Origin of the sequence: Neobacillus endophyticus (assembly GCF_013248975.1) — a bacterium.
Classification (GTDB): domain Bacteria; phylum Bacillota; class Bacilli; order Bacillales; family Cytobacillaceae; genus Neobacillus; species Neobacillus endophyticus.
This window is the reverse complement of sequence record NZ_JABRWH010000001.1, coordinates 1,771,370-1,789,821: the sequence shown is the minus strand read 5'-3', so window position 1 is coordinate 1,789,821 and position 18,452 is coordinate 1,771,370. Positions and strand designations below refer to the sequence as shown.

The window sequence follows — 18,452 nt, the reverse complement described above, 5'->3', positions numbered from 1 at the left end:
CCCTTCTTTTTTGAACTATTTATCTAAAACTTCACCGGATTTTGCTACGCGTACTTTTTTGCCATCAACCGTTTTGTAACCTACACGAGTTGGGTTACCTGATTTAGGATCGATAGGCATTACATTTGATACATGAATCGGAGCCTCAAAGCTGATAATGCCGCCTTGTGGATTCGCTTGAGAAGGTTTTGAATGTTTTTTCACAATATTCACGCCTTCTACAAGTACACGACTCTCTTTAGGATAAGCAGCCAAGATTACACCTGTTTTGCCTTTATCCTTACCAGAGATGACTCTTACTTTATCACCTTTTTTTACATGCATCCGTAAGCACCTCCTTTTAAAAGGTAGTTAATTTATATTTACAGTACTTCTGGAGCTAGAGAAACAATCTTCATGAAGTTGTTATCACGAAGTTCACGAGCAACTGGTCCAAAGATACGAGTTCCACGAGGGCTCTTATCTTCCTTAATAATGACACATGCGTTTTCATCAAAACGAATGTATGAACCATCAGGTCGGCGCGCACCGCTCTTTGTACGAACGACAACAGCTTTGACAACATCACCTTTTTTAACAACGCCTCCTGGTGTTGCTTGTTTTACCGTACAAACGATAATGTCGCCTATATTAGCAGTTTTACGGCCGGAACCGCCAAGAACTTTAATCGTAAGCACTTCACGAGCACCAGAATTGTCAGCAACCTTTAAACGTGTTTCTTGTTGAATCATGTCTGTTACCTCCCTTCGGAATCAAGCTTAATCCGAACAATTAAATAATAACTGCTTTTTCTACTACTTCAACTAAACGGAAGCGTTTTGTAGCTGAAAGTGGGCGAGTTTCCATGATACGCACGATGTCGCCAACTTTTGCTTGGTTCTGCTCATCATGAGCTTTTAACTTTTTAGAGTACTTAACGCGTTTACCATAAAGTGGATGCTTTTTGTGTGTTTCGACAAGTACAGTAACGGTTTTATCCATTTTGTCAGAAACTACGCGTCCTGTGTAAACTTTGCGTTGGTTACGTTCACTCATCAATGTGAACCTCCTCTCTATTATCACTTGTTAACGCTGATTTCTCTCTCACGAATCACAGTTTTCATGCGAGCAATCGCTTTGCGCACTTCACGAATACGAGCTGTATTTTCAAGTTGTCCAGTCGCCAATTGAAAGCGAAGGTTGAATAGCTCTTCTTTTAATGATTTTACTTTTTGTTCAATTTCAGCAGTGGTAAGTTCACGAAGTTCATTAGCTTTCATTTGATTCACCACCAATTTCTTCACGTTTTACAAACTTACATTTAACTGGAAGTTTGTGTGATGCAAGACGAAATGCTTCACGAGCGATTTCTTCAGAAACGCCGGCAACTTCGAACATAATTTTTCCAGGCTTAACAACTGCTACCCATCCTTCTGGAGCACCTTTACCGGAACCCATCCGCACTTCTAGAGGCTTTGCAGTGTATGGCTTATGAGGGAAAATTTTAATCCAAACTTTACCGCCACGTTTCATATAACGAGTCATCGCGATACGGGCAGCTTCAATTTGACGATTTGTGATCCAAGAAGCTTCTAAAGCTTGAAGGCCGTATTCACCGAAAGTTACTTCAGTACCGCCTTTTGCGTTCCCACGCATGTTTCCGCGGTGTTGACGGCGGAATTTTACACGTTTTGGCAATAACATATTATTTGCCTCCTTCCTCAGTTTTCTTCTTAGTAGGAAGGACCTCTCCACGATAGATCCACACTTTTACTCCAAGCTTACCGTAAGTAGTGTCAGCTTCAGCTGTAGCATAGTCGATATCAGCGCGAAGTGTATGAAGTGGAACAGTTCCTTCGCTGTAATGTTCTGAGCGAGCGATATCTGCTCCGCCTAGACGGCCGGATACCATTGTTTTAATACCTTTAGCACCTGCACGCATTGCACGTTGAATAGCTTGCTTTTGTGCGCGGCGGAAAGATACACGGTTTTCTAATTGACGAGCGATATTTTCAGCAACTAATTTTGCATCAATATCAGCTTTCTTAATTTCAAGAATATTGATGTGAACGCGTTTGCCGGTTAATTGGTTAAGTGCTTTACGAAGTGCTTCAACTTCAGTACCGCCCTTACCGATAACCATACCAGGCTTAGCAGTATGGATCGTAACATTCACACGGTTTGCTGCACGTTCGATTTCTACTTTAGATACAGAAGCATCTTTAAGGCGCTTTGTAATGTATTCACGAACTTTAATGTCTTCGTGTAAAAGATCAGCAAAGTCTTTGCCTGCATACCATTTAGATTCCCAATCACGGATGATTCCGATACGCAAACCGACTGGATTTACTTTTTGACCCACAGATTATCCCTCCTTCTTCTCTGATAAAACGATTGTAATGTGGCTAGTACGTTTGTTAATTTGGCTTGCACGTCCCATAGCGCGTGGACGGAAACGTTTTAGGGTTGGACCTTCATCAACGAATGCTTGTGTAATAACCAAGTTATTTACGTCCATTTCATAATTGTGCTCAGCGTTTGCCATAGCTGATTTTAATACTTTTTCAACGACTGGAGAAGCAGCCTTTGGAGTGTGCATTAAAATCGCTACTGCTTCACCAACTTGCTTACCTCGAATTAAATCGACGACTAAGCGTACTTTACGAGGAGCAATTCGAACTGTTCTTGCAACAGCTTTAGCTTGCATTTGGATGCCCTCCTCTCTTAACGTCTTGTTTTCTTATCATCATTTGCATGGCCTTTGTAAGTGCGAGTTGGAGCAAATTCTCCAAGCTTGTGGCCTACCATGTCTTCAGTAACATAAACAGGCACATGTTTACGGCCATCATAAACGGCGATCGTATGACCGATAAATTGTGGGAAGATCGTAGAACGGCGAGACCAAGTTTTCACAACTTGCTTGCTTTCAGTTTCGTTTAACTTTTCAATCTTTACCATTAAATGATCATCGACAAATGGTCCTTTTTTTAAGCTGCGACCCATGAAGGAACCTCCCTTCGTGATTGTTCTACGGCTCGTGCTTTGAACCGTAGTTCAATCCCGTTATTTTTTACGACGACGTACAATAAATTTATCTGATTTGTTTTTCTTCTTACGAGTTTTGTAACCAAGAGTTGGTTTGCCCCAAGGAGTCATTGGAGACTTACGTCCGATAGGAGCACGACCTTCACCACCACCGTGTGGGTGATCGTTAGGGTTCATTACAGATCCACGAACAGTTGGGCGTTTACCTAACCAACGAGAACGACCTGCTTTACCAATATTAATTAGTTCGTGTTGCTCATTTCCAACTTGACCGATTGAAGCACGGCATTCAGAAAGAATCATACGAACTTCGCCAGAAGTTAAACGTACAAGTACGTATTTACCTTCTTTACCAAGTACTTGTGCAGATGTACCAGCAGAACGAACTAGCTGGCCGCCTTTACCTGGTTTTAACTCAATGTTGTGTACTACTGTACCAACAGGAATGTTAGCTAATGGAAGAGCGTTACCTACTTTAATGTCAGCCTCTGGGCCAGACATAACTTCCATGCCAACTTGAAGATTTTTTGGTGCTAGGATATAGCGTTTTTCACCATCTACATAGTTTATTAACGCGATATTCGCAGAGCGGTTTGGATCGTATTCGATCGTAGCAACGCGTCCAGGAATGCCATCTTTGTTACGTTTAAAATCGATTAAACGATATTGACGCTTGTGACCGCCGCCTTGATGACGAACAGTTAACTTACCTTGGTTATTACGGCCGCCTTTGCTCTTTAATGGAGCTAAAAGAGATTTTTCAGGTGTGCTAGTAGTGATTTCTGCGAAATCAGATACAGTCATACCACGACGACCATTAGAGGTAGGTTTGTACTTTTTAATCGCCATTTTATTTCCCTCCTCTTCTTATAGGTTATATTCTTATGATTCGAAGATTTCGATTTCTTTGCTGTCAGCTGTAAGTTTAACAATAGCTTTACGACGCTTGTTTGTATAGCCGCCAAACTTACCCATACGTTTGAACTTACCTTTGTAGTTCATGATGTTTACTTTCTCAACTTCAACGCCAAAGATTTCTTCGATCGCGTCTTTAACTTGAGTTTTGTTAGCTTTAACATCAACATCGAACGTATATTTCTTTTCAGCCATTAAGTCAGTAGAACGTTCTGTGATAACGGGGCGCTTAATGATATCGCGTGCATCCATTATGCAAGCACCTCCTCTACTTTTTCAACCGCTGCTTTTGTCATGATTAACTTATCATGATTTACAACGTCTAATACGTTGATTCCGTCAGCTGTTACAACTGTGACACCAGGAATGTTACGAGCAGATAATGCTACGTTCTCATCTAAGTTAGCAGTCACAATTAGAGCTTTTTTCTCAACAGAGAGACCGTTTAAAACAGCTTTGAAATCTTTTGTTTTTGGAGCTTCGAACGCTAAGCTTTCAAGTACAAGCACATTTTCTTCTAATACTTTAGAAGATAACGCTGATTTAATAGCTAAACGACGAACTTTTTTAGGTAATTTGTAGCTGTAACTGCGTGGTTGCGGACCAAATACAGTACCACCGCCGCGCCATTGTGGTGAGCGAATGGAACCTTGACGCGCACGGCCTGTTCCTTTTTGACGCCACGGTTTACGACCGCCACCAGCTACCTCAGAACGATTTTTAACTTTATGGGTACCTTGACGTAATGAAGCACGTTGCATAACAATTGCTTCAAATAAAACGTGTTGGTTAGGTTGAATACCAAAAACTGATTCATTTAGTTCGACATCTCCAACTTTTGAACCGTTTTGGTTAAATAATGCTACTTTCGGCATTCCTTTGTTCCTCCTTTCTTATAAATTAATTATGCTTTAACCGCACCTTTAATTTTTAGTAATGCTTTTTTCGCTCCTGGTACATTACCTTTAATTAAAAGCAAGTTGCGTTCAGTATCAACTTTAATAATTTCAAGGTTTTGCACAGTAACTTGCTCTCCGCCCATACGTCCAGCTAGTTTTTTGCCTTTGAAAACACGGTTTGGAGCAACAGGTCCCATTGAACCAGGACGACGATGATAACGGGAACCGTGAGCCATAGGTCCACGAGATTGCCCATGGCGCTTAATTACACCTTGGAAACCTTTACCTTTTGAAACTCCAGTTACATCTACTAGATCGCCTGTAGCGAAAATATCAACTTTGACTTCTTGACCAACTTCATAGCCTGCTAAGTCGTTTCCGCGGATTTCGCGAATGAAGCGCTTAGGAGCGGTATTTGCTTTAGCAACATGTCCTTTTTCAGGTTTATTGGAAAGCTTTTCGCGTTTATCTTCAAATCCAAGCTGAACAGATTCATAACCATCAGTTTCAGCAGATTTCTTTTGAAGAACAACGTTTGGAGCTACCTCAACTACAGTTACAGGGATTAAATTACCGTTCTCTGCAAATACTTGAGTCATACCAATCTTTCTTCCTAAGATTCCTTTGGTCATTTAAGTCACACCTCCTAAAATTCTTATCATTTATTTTGATTAAAGTTTAATTTCGATATCTACACCAGATGGTAAGTCTAATCGCATTAACGCATCAACAGTTTGTGGAGTTGGATTTACGATGTCGATTAAACGCTTATGTGTCCGCATTTCAAATTGTTCACGAGAATCTTTGTACTTATGAACCGCACGAAGAATAGTGTAAACTGATTTTTCAGTTGGTAACGGAATCGGACCAGATACAGCTGCACCAGAACGTTTTGCCGTTTCAACAATCTTCTCTGCAGATTGATCAAGAATTCTGTGATCATACGCTTTTAAGCGGATACGAATTTTTTGTTTTGCCATTATTTTCCCTCCTTTATTCGCCTATTTTTAAAATAGACATACTCTGTGGAAATCTCCTTACACACACGCCATGGCAAAGCGGCCGGGTGTGTCAGCAACCTCCCACGTCATCGCTGTCAAAGACCAACATTGTTTATTATACATAAAACATAAAGTAAAAGCAACAATAAATTTCATTTTTTTAGAACTTTATGTCTTGCACACTTTTATTATTATATCGGCTCGAATCACCTTTTTCAACTAAAATATATACACCAATAATATCCTTATTAGTTCCCGGAATAACCTGAAAAATAAATATATATAAGATGAAACAAGTTAAAAAAAACAAAAAAAGCAAATGGATCGTCATCCATTTGCTTTTTTATATTTCTTATTAAGCTTGAATAGTTGTGATTGAACCTGAACCTACAGTACGTCCGCCTTCACGGATTGAGAACTTAGTTCCTTCTTCAATCGCAACTGGAGCGATTAGCTCAACAGTCATTTCGATGTGGTCGCCAGGCATAACCATTTCAGTGCCTTCTGGAAGGTTACAAATACCAGTGATATCAGAAGTACGGAAATAGAATTGTGGACGATAGTTTGTGAAGAATGGAGTATGACGTCCACCTTCTTCTTTTGATAATACGTATACTTGTGCTTTGAATTTAGTGTGTGGAGTGATTGACTTTGGTTTAGCCAATACTTGACCACGTTCGATTTCTTCACGTGCTACACCACGAAGAAGGGCACCGATGTTATCTCCAGCTTCTGCGAAGTCAAGAAGTTTACGGAACATTTCTACACCTGTTACAGTAGTAGATTTTGGCTCTTCAGTGAATCCTACGATTTCAACTACGTCACCAACTTTAACTACACCACGCTCAACACGTCCTGTAGCAACAGTACCACGGCCAGTGATTGAGAATACATCCTCAACTGGCATCATGAATGGTTTATCAGTGTCACGAGTCGGTGTTGGGATAAATTCGTCAACAGCGCTCATAAGTTCAATGATTTTTTCTTCCCAAGCAGCTTCGCCTTCTAATGCTTTAAGAGCAGAACCTTTGATAACTGGAGTGTCATCACCAGGGAAATCGTATTCAGAAAGAAGGTCACGAATTTCCATTTCTACTAATTCAAGAAGTTCTTCATCGTCAACCATGTCACATTTGTTCATGAATACAACAAGGTAAGGAACACCTACCTGACGAGATAGAAGAATGTGCTCACGAGTTTGTGGCATTGGACCATCAGTTGCAGATACAACAAGGATACCGCCGTCCATTTGTGCAGCACCAGTGATCATGTTTTTAACATAGTCAGCATGTCCTGGGCAGTCAACGTGTGCATAGTGACGGTTATCAGTTTCATACTCAACGTGTGCAGTAGAGATTGTAATTCCACGTTCTTTTTCTTCAGGAGCACCATCGATTTGATCGTATGCACGTGCTTCAGCTTTACCTTGTTTTGCAAGAACAGAAGTAATTGCAGCAGTTAAAGTAGTTTTACCATGGTCAACGTGTCCGATAGTACCAATGTTAACGTGTGGCTTAGAACGGTCGAATTTAGCTTTTGCCATTTTAAAAATCCTCCTTTGGATTATAAGGTTAAGTATATTTTTGAGTGGAAACTGTTAAATTTGGTTTAATCCCTTTTAACAGTTTCCATTCTTACACAAGTAGTTATACTTTAAAGAAAAGTGAAAATCAATTATTCACCTTTATTTTTTTTGATAATTTCTTCAGAAACTGATTTTGGAACTTCTTCGTAGTGATCGAAGTGCATAGTGAATACCCCACGACCTTGTGTGCTTGAACGAAGAGCTGTAGCATAACCAAACATTTCAGAAAGTGGAACCATTGCACGAACAACTTGCGCATTACCGCGAGCTTCCATACCTTCAACGCGGCCACGGCGTGCTGTGATTTGGCCCATGATATCACCAAGATAATCTTCTGGAATCACAACTTCTACTCTCATAACAGGTTCAAGAATAACTGGTGAACATTTGGATGCAGCATTTTTGAGTGCCAATGATGCAGCAATCTTAAATGCCATTTCAGAAGAGTCAACATCATGGTATGAACCATCAAATAATCTTGCTTTAACATCTACCAACGGGTAGCCTGCAAGAACTCCTCTTTCTAATGCATCCTTCAAACCAGCCTCAACTGCCGGAATGTATTCACGTGGAACCACACCACCGACAATACCGTTTTCGAATTCGAAGCCTTTTCCTTCTTCGTTTGGAGAGAATTCAATCCAAACGTGTCCGAATTGACCACGACCACCAGATTGTCGAGCAAATTTACCTTCAACCTGTGCAGATGCACGGAAAGTTTCGCGGTATGCAACTTGCGGCGCACCAACATTTGCTTCAACTTTGAATTCACGTCGCATACGGTCAACAATGATATCCAAGTGAAGTTCACCCATACCCGCGATGATAACTTGTCCAGTTTCTTGGTCAGTATGCGCACGGAATGTTGGATCTTCTTCTTGAAGTTTTTGCAGTGCAGTTGTCATTTTATCTTGGTCAGCTTTTGATTTAGGTTCAACTGAAAGCTGGATAACTGGCTCAGGGAATTGCATAGACTCAAGGATTACTAGGTTTTTCTCATCACATAGAGTATCGCCAGTTGTTGTATCTTTCAAACCTACAGCAGCAGCAATGTCACCAGCATAAACCTTAGAGATTTCTTGACGGCTGTTTGCGTGCATTTGCAGGATACGTCCGATTCGTTCACGCTTGCCTTTTGTAGAGTTTTGGACATATGATCCAGACTCTAATGTACCAGAGTAAACGCGGAAGAACGTTAATTTACCAACATAAGGATCTGTCATAACTTTAAATGCAAGAGCTGAGAATGGCTCTTCATCGCTTGAATGACGTTCTAAAACTTCATCTGGATCGTCAACAGCGTGACCTTTAATAGAAGGTACATCAAGTGGTGATGGAAGGTAGTCAATTACTGCATCAAGCATTAATTGTACACCCTTATTTTTAAAGGCAGAACCGCAGATTACTGGATAGAATTCAACATTAACAGTACCTTTACGAATCGCTGCTTTTAGCTCTTCTTTAGTGATTTCTTCACCGCCAAGGTATTTTTCCATTAATTCTTCATCAAGTTCTGCTACTGCTTCTACTAGCTTTTCACGATATTCTTCAGCTTGCGCACGGTATTCTTCAGGAATCTCACGTACTTCAATATCAGTACCTAAGTCGTTTCCGTAGAACACTGCATTCATTTCCACAAGGTCAATGATAGCTTCGAATTGATCTTCAGCTCCGATTGGAAGCTGAATAGCATGTGCATTCGCTTGTAGACGGTCATGAAGTGTTCCTAAAGAATATAGGAAATCAGCTCCAATTTTATCCATCTTGTTTACGAATACAACACGAGGAACGCCGTAAGTAGTTGCTTGACGCCAAACTGTTTCAGTTTGCGGCTCAACGCCTGATTGAGCATCAAGTACTGCTACCGCACCATCAAGTACACGCAAAGAACGTTCAACTTCAACAGTGAAGTCTACGTGTCCTGGAGTATCGATGATGTTAACACGATGGCCTTTCCATTGTGCAGTTGTTGCAGCGGAAGTGATTGTAATTCCGCGCTCTTGCTCCTGTTCCATCCAGTCCATCTGAGATGCGCCTTCATGTGTTTCACCGATTTTATGGATTTTACCAGTGTAATAAAGAACACGCTCAGTGGTAGTCGTTTTACCAGCATCGATGTGAGCCATGATACCGATATTACGAGTATTTTCCAAGGAGAACTCTCTTGCCATTGGGTCTTTCTCCTTCCTAGTAGAAAGTTTTTATATTTGAAGGTTAAATTACCAACGATAGTGAGCAAACGCTTTGTTTGCTTCTGCCATTTTGTGAGTATCTTCACGCTTCTTAACAGATGCACCAGAATTGTTAGCTGCATCAAGGATTTCATTCGCTAAGCGCTCTTCCATTGTTTTTTCACCGCGAAGACGCGCATAGTTTACTAACCAACGAAGACCAAGAGTTGTACGGCGGTCAGGACGCACCTCTACTGGTACTTGGTAGTTTGCACCTCCGACACGGCGTGCTCTTACTTCAAGTACAGGCATGATGTTTTTCATCGCTGCTTCAAATACTTCCATTGGTTCTTTGCCAGTGCGTTCACGAATTGTATCAAACGCTGAGTATAAAATTTCTTGAGATTTACCTCTCTTACCGTCGATCATCATTTTGTTGATCAGACGAGTAACTAATTTTGAATTGTAAAGCGGATCTGGTAACACGTCTCTTTTTGCTACAGGACCTTTACGTGGCATATTTTTTCCTCCTTTCAAAGAAGCTTTTATTTAATGTAATATTATTTTTTAGCTGCTTTTGGTCTCTTAGTACCATATTTAGAACGACCTTGCATACGGTTGTTAACGCCAGCTGTATCAAGCGCACCGCGCACGATATGATAACGTACCCCCGGTAAGTCTTTTACACGGCCGCCACGGATTAGAACAACACTGTGCTCTTGTAGGTTGTGGCCAATACCAGGAATGTAAGCAGTCACCTCGATACCATTTGTCAAACGTACACGAGCATATTTACGTAACGCTGAGTTTGGTTTCTTCGGAGTCATTGTACCAACACGAGTACATACTCCGCGTTTTTGTGGTGAAGATACATTAGTTTGTGATTTTTTAAAGCTGTTATAACCTTTATTAAGCGCAGGTGATTTTGATTTTTCCTCTTTAGTTTGACGAGGCTTGCGCACTAATTGATTAATAGTAGGCATGTTTTTTTCCTCCCTTCATGATTTGTAAGCCCACACATCCAGGTGGTTCATTTTTTTGCAAAAACAAAGTTTTTGCAGACTACTCTATCTACAAAAACAGTTTTTAACGAATAATAGCAACAGCTGCAGCACCAACTGCAATTCCGCATGCCTTCCCCAGCTTTTTCATGGAGTCAACATGTAAGACAGGTATTTCTAGTTCAGTTGCTCTTTCTCTTACTTTTTGAGTAAGTCTTGGATCTGCATCATCTGCAACAACCAACGCTTGAACTAACCCTTGGTTCAGTGCCTTTACTGCCTGTTTTGTTCCTATGACAATTTGTTGTGCCTGTAATACTTTATCATAAGACAAGTTTATATCCTCCAAAGTATCAGTTGTATAGGAGCACCTTTGATATATTATCATCTTACCAAATAGATGTCAACATCACGTTTAAGTTTTTCTTAAAATACGGTACCTGCATTTAAACAGGTACCGTAGATGTTTAGTCTATTGTAACAGTTTCCTCGGAAGTTGTATCTCTTAGAACTGGTTCTGCTTTGCGATAACGTTGCATACCTGTTCCAGCTGGTATAAGTTTCCCGATAATAACATTTTCCTTAAGTCCAAGTAATTCATCACGTTTACCCTTAATGGCAGCATCTGTAAGAACTCTTGTTGTTTCTTGGAATGATGCAGCTGACAAGAAGGAATCTGTTTCAAGTGATGCTTTCGTGATACCTAGTAATACCGGACGTCCTGTAGCTGGCAGTTTGCCAGATAACAAGGCTTTTTCATTAGCATCTGTAAACTGATGAACATCAAGTAATGTGCCCGGCAGGACATCGGTTTCGCCAGCATCGCTCACGCGAATCTTGCGCAGCATTTGTCTTACCATTACCTCTACGTGTTTATCGCCAATTTCTACCCCTTGCATCCGGTATACTTTTTGAACTTCACGTAACAGGTACTCTTGAACAGATGTAACATCTTTTACTTTGATTAATTCTTTCGGATCAATGGATCCTTCCGTTAACTCCTGACCGCGTGCTACATGAGCTCCTATTGCTACCTTCAAGCGTGCAGTATACGGAGCATTATAATTACGCGACTCCACTTCACCTTGAACAACGATTTCGTGCTGACGGTCACGGCCTTCACTAATACTGACAACAACACCATCAATTTCAGAAATAACGGCTTGACCTTTAGGATTACGCGCTTCAAAAATCTCTTGAATACGTGGTAAACCTTGAGTGATATCGTCTCCGGCTACACCGCCTGTGTGGAATGTACGCATGGTTAACTGTGTACCAGGTTCACCAATAGATTGAGCAGCAATAATACCAACTGCCTCACCCACTTCAACCTCTTGACCTGTCGCCAAGTTTCGGCCGTAACATTTCTTACAAACACCATGGCGGGTGTTACAAGTGAACGCTGAACGGATTTTCACTTCTTCTACTCCAGCTTCCACAATGGCAGTAGCAATATCTTCCGTAATCAGGCCATTTTCCTCAACAAAAACTTCCTGTGTTTCCGGATGTTTAATGGCATTACGTGCATAACGGCCAATTAGACGTTCTTCCAGTGGCTCGATAACTTCGGTTCCATCTTTCAATGCGCTGATTGTAAAACCACGGTCTGTGCCACAATCATCTTCACGGACGATTACATCCTGTGCAACATCAACAAGACGGCGAGTCAAGTAACCAGAGTCAGCCGTTTTAAGTGCTGTATCGGCAAGACCTTTACGAGCACCATGTGTAGAAATAAAGTACTCCAATACGGTTAAGCCTTCACGGAAACTAGATTTAATCGGTAATTCAATAATTCGTCCAGCCGGGTTCGCCATCAAACCGCGCATACCTGCAAGCTGTGTAAAGTTAGAGGCGTTACCACGAGCACCGGAATCACTCATCATAAAGATTGGGTTCGTTTTATTTAAGGATTTCATCAATTTTCCTTGAATCGTATCCTTCGCCTGGCTCCAAATAGAAATTACACGATCATAACGTTCATCTTCTGTGATAAGACCACGTCTGAATTGTTTTGTTACATTGTCAACCTTCACTTGTGCTTCTTGAAGGATCTGCTGCTTCTCACCAAGTACGACGATGTCCGCAACCCCAACTGTGATACCAGCTTTTGTGGAATATTTAAATCCTAAGTCCTTCATGCGGTCAAGCATTTTGGATGTTTCGGTAATTTTGAAACGTTTGAATACTTCTGCAATGATATTTCCAAGGATTTTCTTTTTAAATGGATCCACTAATGGCATGGATTTGATTTTTGCTGGAATGTCTTCGCCTTTTTCCACAAAATACTTCTCTGGTGTTTTCACTTCGAGATTATCTTTTGTAGGTTCGTTAATATAAGGAAAAGACTTAGGTAAAATCTCATTAAAAATTAGTTTACCAACTGTCGTGATCAACAATTGATTATTTTGCTTTTCTGTAAAGGTTTCATTATTCAATGAACCGGCATGAACGGCAACACGGGTATGAAAGTGAACATAACCATTTTGATATGCAAGAACGGCTTCATTCGTATCTTTAAAGATCATACCTTCTCCGATTGCGCCTTCTCTTTCTAAAGTTAAGTAGTAGTTACCTAATACCATGTCCTGGGAAGGAGTTACGACCGGTTTTCCGTCTTTCGGGTTCAAGATGTTTTGGGCAGCCAGCATTAACAGGCGTGCTTCTGCTTGTGCTTCAGAAGAAAGCGGAACGTGAACAGCCATTTGGTCACCATCAAAATCGGCATTGTATGCAGTACATACAAGCGGGTGAAGACGAATGGCACGGCCTTCTACAAGTGTTGGTTCAAATGCTTGGATCCCTAATCTGTGCAACGTAGGGGCACGGTTTAATAGAACCGGATGTTCTTTAATAACATCTTCAAGCACATCCCAAACATCAGGAGAGACTCGTTCGATTTTGCGTTTTGCAGATTTGATGTTATGAGCTAAACCTTTTTCCACAAGCTCTTTCATCACAAATGGCTTAAATAACTCTAATGCCATTTCTTTTGGAAGTCCGCATTGATACATTTTTAAACTTGGACCTACTACGATAACAGAACGGCCAGAGTAGTCTACACGTTTTCCGAGCAGGTTTTGACGGAAGCGGCCTTGCTTCCCTTTCAACATATGTGAAAGTGATTTTAACGGACGGTTACCTGGTCCTGTTACAGGACGACCGCGGCGGCCGTTATCGATCAGAGCGTCAACCGCTTCTTGCAGCATCCGCTTTTCATTCTGAACGATAATGCTTGGTGCCCCAAGGTCTAATAACCGTTTTAGACGATTATTACGGTTAATGACTCGGCGGTAAAGATCATTCAAATCAGATGTTGCGAATCTTCCACCATCTAATTGCACCATTGGACGCAATTCAGGAGGAATCACCGGAAGAACATCAAGAACCATCCAGGATGGTTCGTTTCCAGAATTCCGAAAAGCTTCCAGCACTTCCAGGCGTTTAATGGCACGAGTGCGTCGCTGACCTTGTGCTGTTCTTAACTCTTCTTTTAAACCGTCAACTTCTTTATCCAAATCGATATCAGAAAGAATCTTTTTAATCGCTTCTGCTCCCATGGCAGCTTGGAATTTAGTTCCGTATTTTTCGCGATATGCACGGTATTCCTTCTCAGAAAGAAGCTGTTTCTTTTCCAGAGCAGTATCGCCAGTTTCCGTAACCACATAAGAAGCAAAGTATATAACTTCTTCCAAAGCCCGAGGGGACATGTCTAAAACAAGTCCCATGCGGCTTGGAATTCCTTTAAAATACCAAATATGTGATACAGGAGCTGCAAGTTCAATATGCCCCATTCGTTCGCGGCGAACCTTCGCGCGTGTTACTTCCACACCACATCGGTCACAAACGACCCCTTTATAACGGACACGCTTGTATTTACCGCAATGACACTCCCAATCCTTTGTAGGTCCGAAAATTCGTTCACAGAATAATCCGTCCTTCTCAGGCTTTAACGTACGATAGTTAATTGTTTCAGGTTTCTTCACTTCTCCGAAAGACCATGAGCGGATTTTATCCGGTGAAGCAAGACCTATTTTCATATACTCAAAATTATTAACGTCAAGCAAGGGGCCTACCTCCCTTTCGATCTCCAGGTTTTCCCTTAGACTATTCTTTTGAACCTACTTTTTCAGATTCAATCGCTTGTGCATCAGGAACAATGTTTAATGTGTCGACTTGCTGTAAATCCTCTTCATCTTCCAGATCTCGCATTTCGATTTCTTCTTCATCTCCCGAAAGGATTTTTACATCCATACCGAGACTTTGAAGTTCTTTAATTAATACCTTGAATGACTCAGGTACGCCAGGCTCTGGCACATTTTCACCTTTTACAATCGCTTCATAAGTCTTCACACGGCCAACCACGTCATCCGATTTAACCGTTAGAATTTCTTGAAGCGTGTAAGCTGCACCATAAGCTTCAAGTGCCCAAACCTCCATCTCACCGAAGCGCTGACCGCCAAATTGCGCTTTACCGCCAAGAGGCTGCTGCGTTACTAATGAGTAAGGTCCTGTTGAACGGGCATGCAATTTATCATCAACCATGTGGGCTAATTTAATCATATACATGATACCGACTGATACACGGTTATCAAGTGGTTCACCTGTTCGGCCATCATATAATACCGTTTTGGCATCGCGTGCCATACCAGCTTCCTCGATGGTACCCCAAACATCCTCTTCACGTGCACCGTCGAATACTGGTGTTGCAATATGAATCCCTAGTTTTCTTGCTGCCATACCTAAGTGAAGCTCAAGCACCTGGCCGATATTCATACGGGATGGAACCCCTAATGGGTTTAACATGATATCTACAGGTGTTCCATCTGGTAAGTATGGCATATCTTCTTCTGGTAAAATTCTGGAGATAACCCCTTTATTACCATGTCGTCCAGCCATCTTATCACCTTGATGGATTTTACGTTTTTGAACAATATAAACGCGGACTAACTGATTTACACCAGGAGGCAGTTCATCACCATCTTCACGGTTAAACACTTTTACATCGTGTACAATTCCGCCGCCGCCATGTGGTACGCGAAGCGATGTATCGCGGACTTCGCGGGCCTTCTCACCAAAAATGGCATGTAAGAGACGCTCTTCAGCTGTTAATTCTGTAACACCTTTTGGTGTTACCTTACCGACTAGAAGGTCACCGTCTTTTACTTCGGCACCAATGCGAATGATACCGCGCTCATCTAAATTTCTGAGGGCATCTTCGCCGACATTTGGAATATCACGCGTAATTTCTTCAGGTCCAAGCTTTGTATCACGAGATTCAGATTCATATTCTTCAATGTGAATAGAAGTATAGACATCGTCTTTAACCAAACGTTCACTCATGATAATCGCATCTTCATAGTTGTAACCGTCCCATGTCATGAAGGCAACCAGTACGTTACGTCCTAGGGCTAATTCTCCTAATTCCATTGATGGTCCATCAGCAAGAATTTCACCTTTTGTCACACGGTCCCCCACTTTAACAATCGGGCGTTGGTTATAACATGTTCCTTGGTTGGAACGAACAAATTTCAACATGCGGTATTTATCAAGATCACCTTTTACTTCTTGACCATCAAGCACTTTTACACGTCTAACCCAAACTTCTCGGGCTTCAACATGCTCCACAATACCTTCATGTTTACAAATAACAGCTGCACCAGAGTCTTTACCGGAAACGTGCTCCATACCTGTACCAACAATTGGAGCTTCCGGCTGCATTAATGGAACAGCCTGACGCTGCATGTTTGCACCCATCAGGGCACGGTTGGAGTCGTCATTTTCAAGGAACGGAATACATGCTGTCGCAGCAGATACAACTTGTTTAGGCGATACATCCATGTAATCGACGCGGTCACGCTTTACTACAGTGTTTTCACCGCGGAAACGCGCAACAACTTCATCATCAAGGAAGGATCCATCATCACCCAAGCGAACGTTTGCTTGTGCAACAACATAATTGTCTTCTTCATCAGCAGTTAAATAATCAATTCGGTCTGTTACCTTTCCTGTGTCAGGATCAACCCTGCGATAAGGTGTTTCAATAAATCCAAAGCGATTAACCTTCGCATAAGAGGATAGGGAGTTAATCAGACCAATGTTCGGACCTTCAGGTGTTTCAATCGGACACATACGGCCATAGTGCGAATAGTGTACGTCACGCACTTCGAAACCGGCACGTTCACGTGTTAAACCACCTGGTCCAAGTGCAGATAAACGACGTTTATGCGTTAATTCCGCAAGAGGATTGGTTTGATCCATAAACTGAGATAACTGTGAGCTTCCAAAGAACTCTTTAATAGAAGCAATAACAGGGCGAATATTAATTAATTGCTGTGGTGTAATCGTTGCTGTATCTTGAATGGACATTCTTTCACGAACTACACGTTCCATACGGGAAAGCCCGATACGGAATTGGTTTTGCAGCAATTCACCAACAGAACGCAGACGCCTGTTTCCTAAGTGGTCAATATCGTCCGTATCTCCAACCCCATGAAGAAGATCGAAGAAGTAGCTGATTGAAGCAATAATATCAGCAGGTGTTATATTTTTTATTGGTTCTGCCACATAGGCATTTCCTAGTACATTAATGACTTTTTCATTTTCATCGCCAGGTGCATAGATTTTAATTCCTTGGAGAATAATTTCCTCCTCTACGACGCCGCCGACTGGATTGTAGCCTTTAAAGTTAATATTCTTCTCAAGTGCAGGCAAAATTTTGTCAAGGTTGCGTCTGTCAAGAAGCGTTCCCTTTTCAGCAATAACTTCACCTGTTTCAGGATCTGCAAGTGTTTCTGCCAAGCGCTGATTGAATAAACGATTTTTAATATGCAGCTTTTTATTTATTTTATAACGTCCAACATTCGCGAGGTCATACCGTTTAGGGTCGAAAAAGCGAGAAATCAATAAGCTTCTTGCATTTTCGACAGTTGGAGGTTCACCTGGGCGAAGACGTTCATAGATTTCAAGTAACGCTTTGTCTACGCCTTCTGTGTTATCTTTTTCAAGCGTGTTCCTTAAGTATTCATTATCACCGATCAATTCTAGAATCTCTTGATCGGATCCGAACCCAAGTGCACGCAAAAGAACCGTAACGGGCAGTTTCCGAGTACGATCAATTCTCACGTAAACAACGTCTTTGGCATCTGTTTCATACTCAAGCCAAGCGCCGCGGTTTGGGATGACAGTAGCGGTATATCCCGTTTTTCCATTTTTATCAACTTTTCCATTGAAGTAAACACTTGGTGACCGCACTAATTGTGAAACAATTACGCGCTCCGCACCATTAATAACAAATGTACCAGTCTCTGTCATCAACGGGAAATCTCCCATGAAAACATCCTGATCTTTTACTTCACCTGTTTCCTTATTAACAAGACGCACTTTTACACGTAATGGAGCAGAATATGTAACGTCCCGTTCTTTTGATTCTTCGACGGAATATTTTGGATCTCCAAGACTGTAATCAATAAATTCCAGTGAAAGGTTACCAGTAAAGTCTTCAATCGGTGAAATATCCTGAAACATTTCACGCAAACCCTCATCAAGAAACCACTGATATGAAGAGGTTTGGATTTCGATAAGATTTGGTAATTCTAAAACTTCACTGATTCGTGCGTAACTTCTCCGCTTACGGTGTCGTCCATACTGAACTAGTTGACCTGTCAACTGATTCACCCCTCAAATCAAGCGTTATTTAAAAACATCTATTGATATTTCCAGAAAGAACAAATGCTCTTCCTAAAACACAAAAAGAAAAAGGGTTTTTTCCTCAAAAACCACATTTTCACATTTTGACTATTATTTTGTCATCATTTCCTTCTTATCCCGTTTTTATACAAGAAAATAAGTATTTT

At 41.4% G+C, this 18,452-nt stretch carries 20 protein-coding genes; all 20 read right to left on the bottom strand.

What is annotated here, in order from left to right:
- Window positions 1-15 precede the first annotated feature (15 nt).
- Complete coding sequence (rplX, locus tag HPT25_RS08650) at window positions 16-324, bottom strand: 50S ribosomal protein L24 (protein WP_173062684.1); 309 nt, start codon at window positions 322-324, stop codon at window positions 16-18.
- A gap of 38 nt (window positions 325-362) precedes the next feature.
- Entirely contained in the window at window positions 363-731 is a 369-nt protein-coding gene (gene rplN / locus HPT25_RS08645; RefSeq protein ID WP_173062682.1) for a 50S ribosomal protein L14, read from the bottom strand.
- A gap of 40 nt (window positions 732-771) precedes the next feature.
- Window positions 772-1,035, bottom strand: a complete 264-nt coding sequence (gene rpsQ / locus HPT25_RS08640) for a 30S ribosomal protein S17 (protein WP_173062679.1) — start codon at window positions 1,033-1,035, stop codon at window positions 772-774.
- A gap of 23 nt (window positions 1,036-1,058) precedes the next feature.
- A complete protein-coding gene (rpmC, locus tag HPT25_RS08635) occupies window positions 1,059-1,259 on the bottom strand; it encodes a 50S ribosomal protein L29 (protein ID WP_173062676.1) in 201 nt (66 codons plus the stop codon).
- Complete coding sequence (rplP, locus tag HPT25_RS08630) at window positions 1,249-1,683, bottom strand: 50S ribosomal protein L16 (RefSeq protein WP_173062673.1); 435 nt, start codon at window positions 1,681-1,683, stop codon at window positions 1,249-1,251. The genes rpmC and rplP overlap by 11 nt, the downstream gene beginning before the upstream one ends.
- Window position 1,684: 1 nt before the next feature.
- Window positions 1,685-2,341, bottom strand: a complete 657-nt coding sequence (gene rpsC, locus HPT25_RS08625) for a 30S ribosomal protein S3 (protein WP_173062670.1) — start codon at window positions 2,339-2,341, stop codon at window positions 1,685-1,687.
- Between the two features lie 3 nt (window positions 2,342-2,344).
- Window positions 2,345-2,686, bottom strand: a complete 342-nt coding sequence (gene rplV, locus HPT25_RS08620; RefSeq protein ID WP_173062668.1) for a 50S ribosomal protein L22 — start codon at window positions 2,684-2,686, stop codon at window positions 2,345-2,347.
- A gap of 17 nt (window positions 2,687-2,703) precedes the next feature.
- The gene (gene rpsS / locus HPT25_RS08615) at window positions 2,704-2,982 is read right to left on the bottom strand and encodes a 30S ribosomal protein S19 (protein ID WP_173062664.1); all 279 of its coding nucleotides are present in this window, start codon (window positions 2,980-2,982) and stop codon (window positions 2,704-2,706) included.
- Window positions 2,983-3,042: 60 nt separating this feature from the next.
- Window positions 3,043-3,873, bottom strand: coding sequence for a 50S ribosomal protein L2 (rplB, locus tag HPT25_RS08610; protein WP_173062661.1), 831 nt, complete (start codon window positions 3,871-3,873; stop codon window positions 3,043-3,045).
- 33 nt (window positions 3,874-3,906) lie between these two features.
- The gene (gene rplW / locus HPT25_RS08605) at window positions 3,907-4,191 is read right to left on the bottom strand and encodes a 50S ribosomal protein L23 (RefSeq protein ID WP_217269666.1); all 285 of its coding nucleotides are present in this window, start codon (window positions 4,189-4,191) and stop codon (window positions 3,907-3,909) included.
- Window positions 4,191-4,814, bottom strand: coding sequence for a 50S ribosomal protein L4 (rplD, locus tag HPT25_RS08600; protein ID WP_173062658.1), 624 nt, complete (start codon window positions 4,812-4,814; stop codon window positions 4,191-4,193). The genes rplW and rplD overlap by 1 nt, the downstream gene beginning before the upstream one ends.
- Before the next feature lie 29 nt (window positions 4,815-4,843).
- The gene (gene rplC, locus HPT25_RS08595) at window positions 4,844-5,470 is read right to left on the bottom strand and encodes a 50S ribosomal protein L3 (protein WP_173062655.1); all 627 of its coding nucleotides are present in this window, start codon (window positions 5,468-5,470) and stop codon (window positions 4,844-4,846) included.
- Between the two features lie 39 nt (window positions 5,471-5,509).
- Window positions 5,510-5,818: a 30S ribosomal protein S10 gene (gene rpsJ, locus HPT25_RS08590; RefSeq protein ID WP_007085291.1), complete on the bottom strand. Its 309-nt coding sequence runs from the start codon at window positions 5,816-5,818 to the stop codon at window positions 5,510-5,512.
- Between the two features lie 376 nt (window positions 5,819-6,194).
- Window positions 6,195-7,382 (bottom strand): elongation factor Tu, encoded by a 1,188-nt coding sequence (tuf, locus tag HPT25_RS08585; protein ID WP_173062652.1) that lies wholly within the window; start codon window positions 7,380-7,382, stop codon window positions 6,195-6,197.
- 131 nt (window positions 7,383-7,513) lie between these two features.
- Window positions 7,514-9,595 carry an elongation factor G gene (gene fusA / locus HPT25_RS08580; RefSeq protein WP_173062649.1) on the bottom strand — a complete coding sequence of 694 codons (2,082 nt, stop codon included), beginning with the start codon at window positions 9,593-9,595 and terminating at the stop codon, window positions 7,514-7,516.
- 48 nt (window positions 9,596-9,643) lie between these two features.
- Window positions 9,644-10,114, bottom strand: a complete 471-nt coding sequence (rpsG, locus tag HPT25_RS08575) for a 30S ribosomal protein S7 (protein WP_173062646.1) — start codon at window positions 10,112-10,114, stop codon at window positions 9,644-9,646.
- Between the two features lie 41 nt (window positions 10,115-10,155).
- A complete protein-coding gene (rpsL, locus tag HPT25_RS08570) occupies window positions 10,156-10,578 on the bottom strand; it encodes a 30S ribosomal protein S12 (protein WP_027322663.1) in 423 nt (140 codons plus the stop codon).
- Between the two features lie 103 nt (window positions 10,579-10,681).
- Window positions 10,682-10,930: a 50S ribosomal protein L7ae-like protein gene (locus tag HPT25_RS08565; protein WP_173062643.1), complete on the bottom strand. Its 249-nt coding sequence runs from the start codon at window positions 10,928-10,930 to the stop codon at window positions 10,682-10,684.
- 133 nt (window positions 10,931-11,063) lie between these two features.
- Window positions 11,064-14,663, bottom strand: coding sequence for a DNA-directed RNA polymerase subunit beta' (rpoC, locus tag HPT25_RS08560; RefSeq protein ID WP_173062640.1), 3,600 nt, complete (start codon window positions 14,661-14,663; stop codon window positions 11,064-11,066).
- Window positions 14,664-14,703: 40 nt separating this feature from the next.
- Window positions 14,704-18,264, bottom strand: a complete 3,561-nt coding sequence (rpoB, locus tag HPT25_RS08555) for a DNA-directed RNA polymerase subunit beta (protein WP_173062637.1) — start codon at window positions 18,262-18,264, stop codon at window positions 14,704-14,706.
- Window positions 18,265-18,452 lie beyond the last annotated feature (188 nt).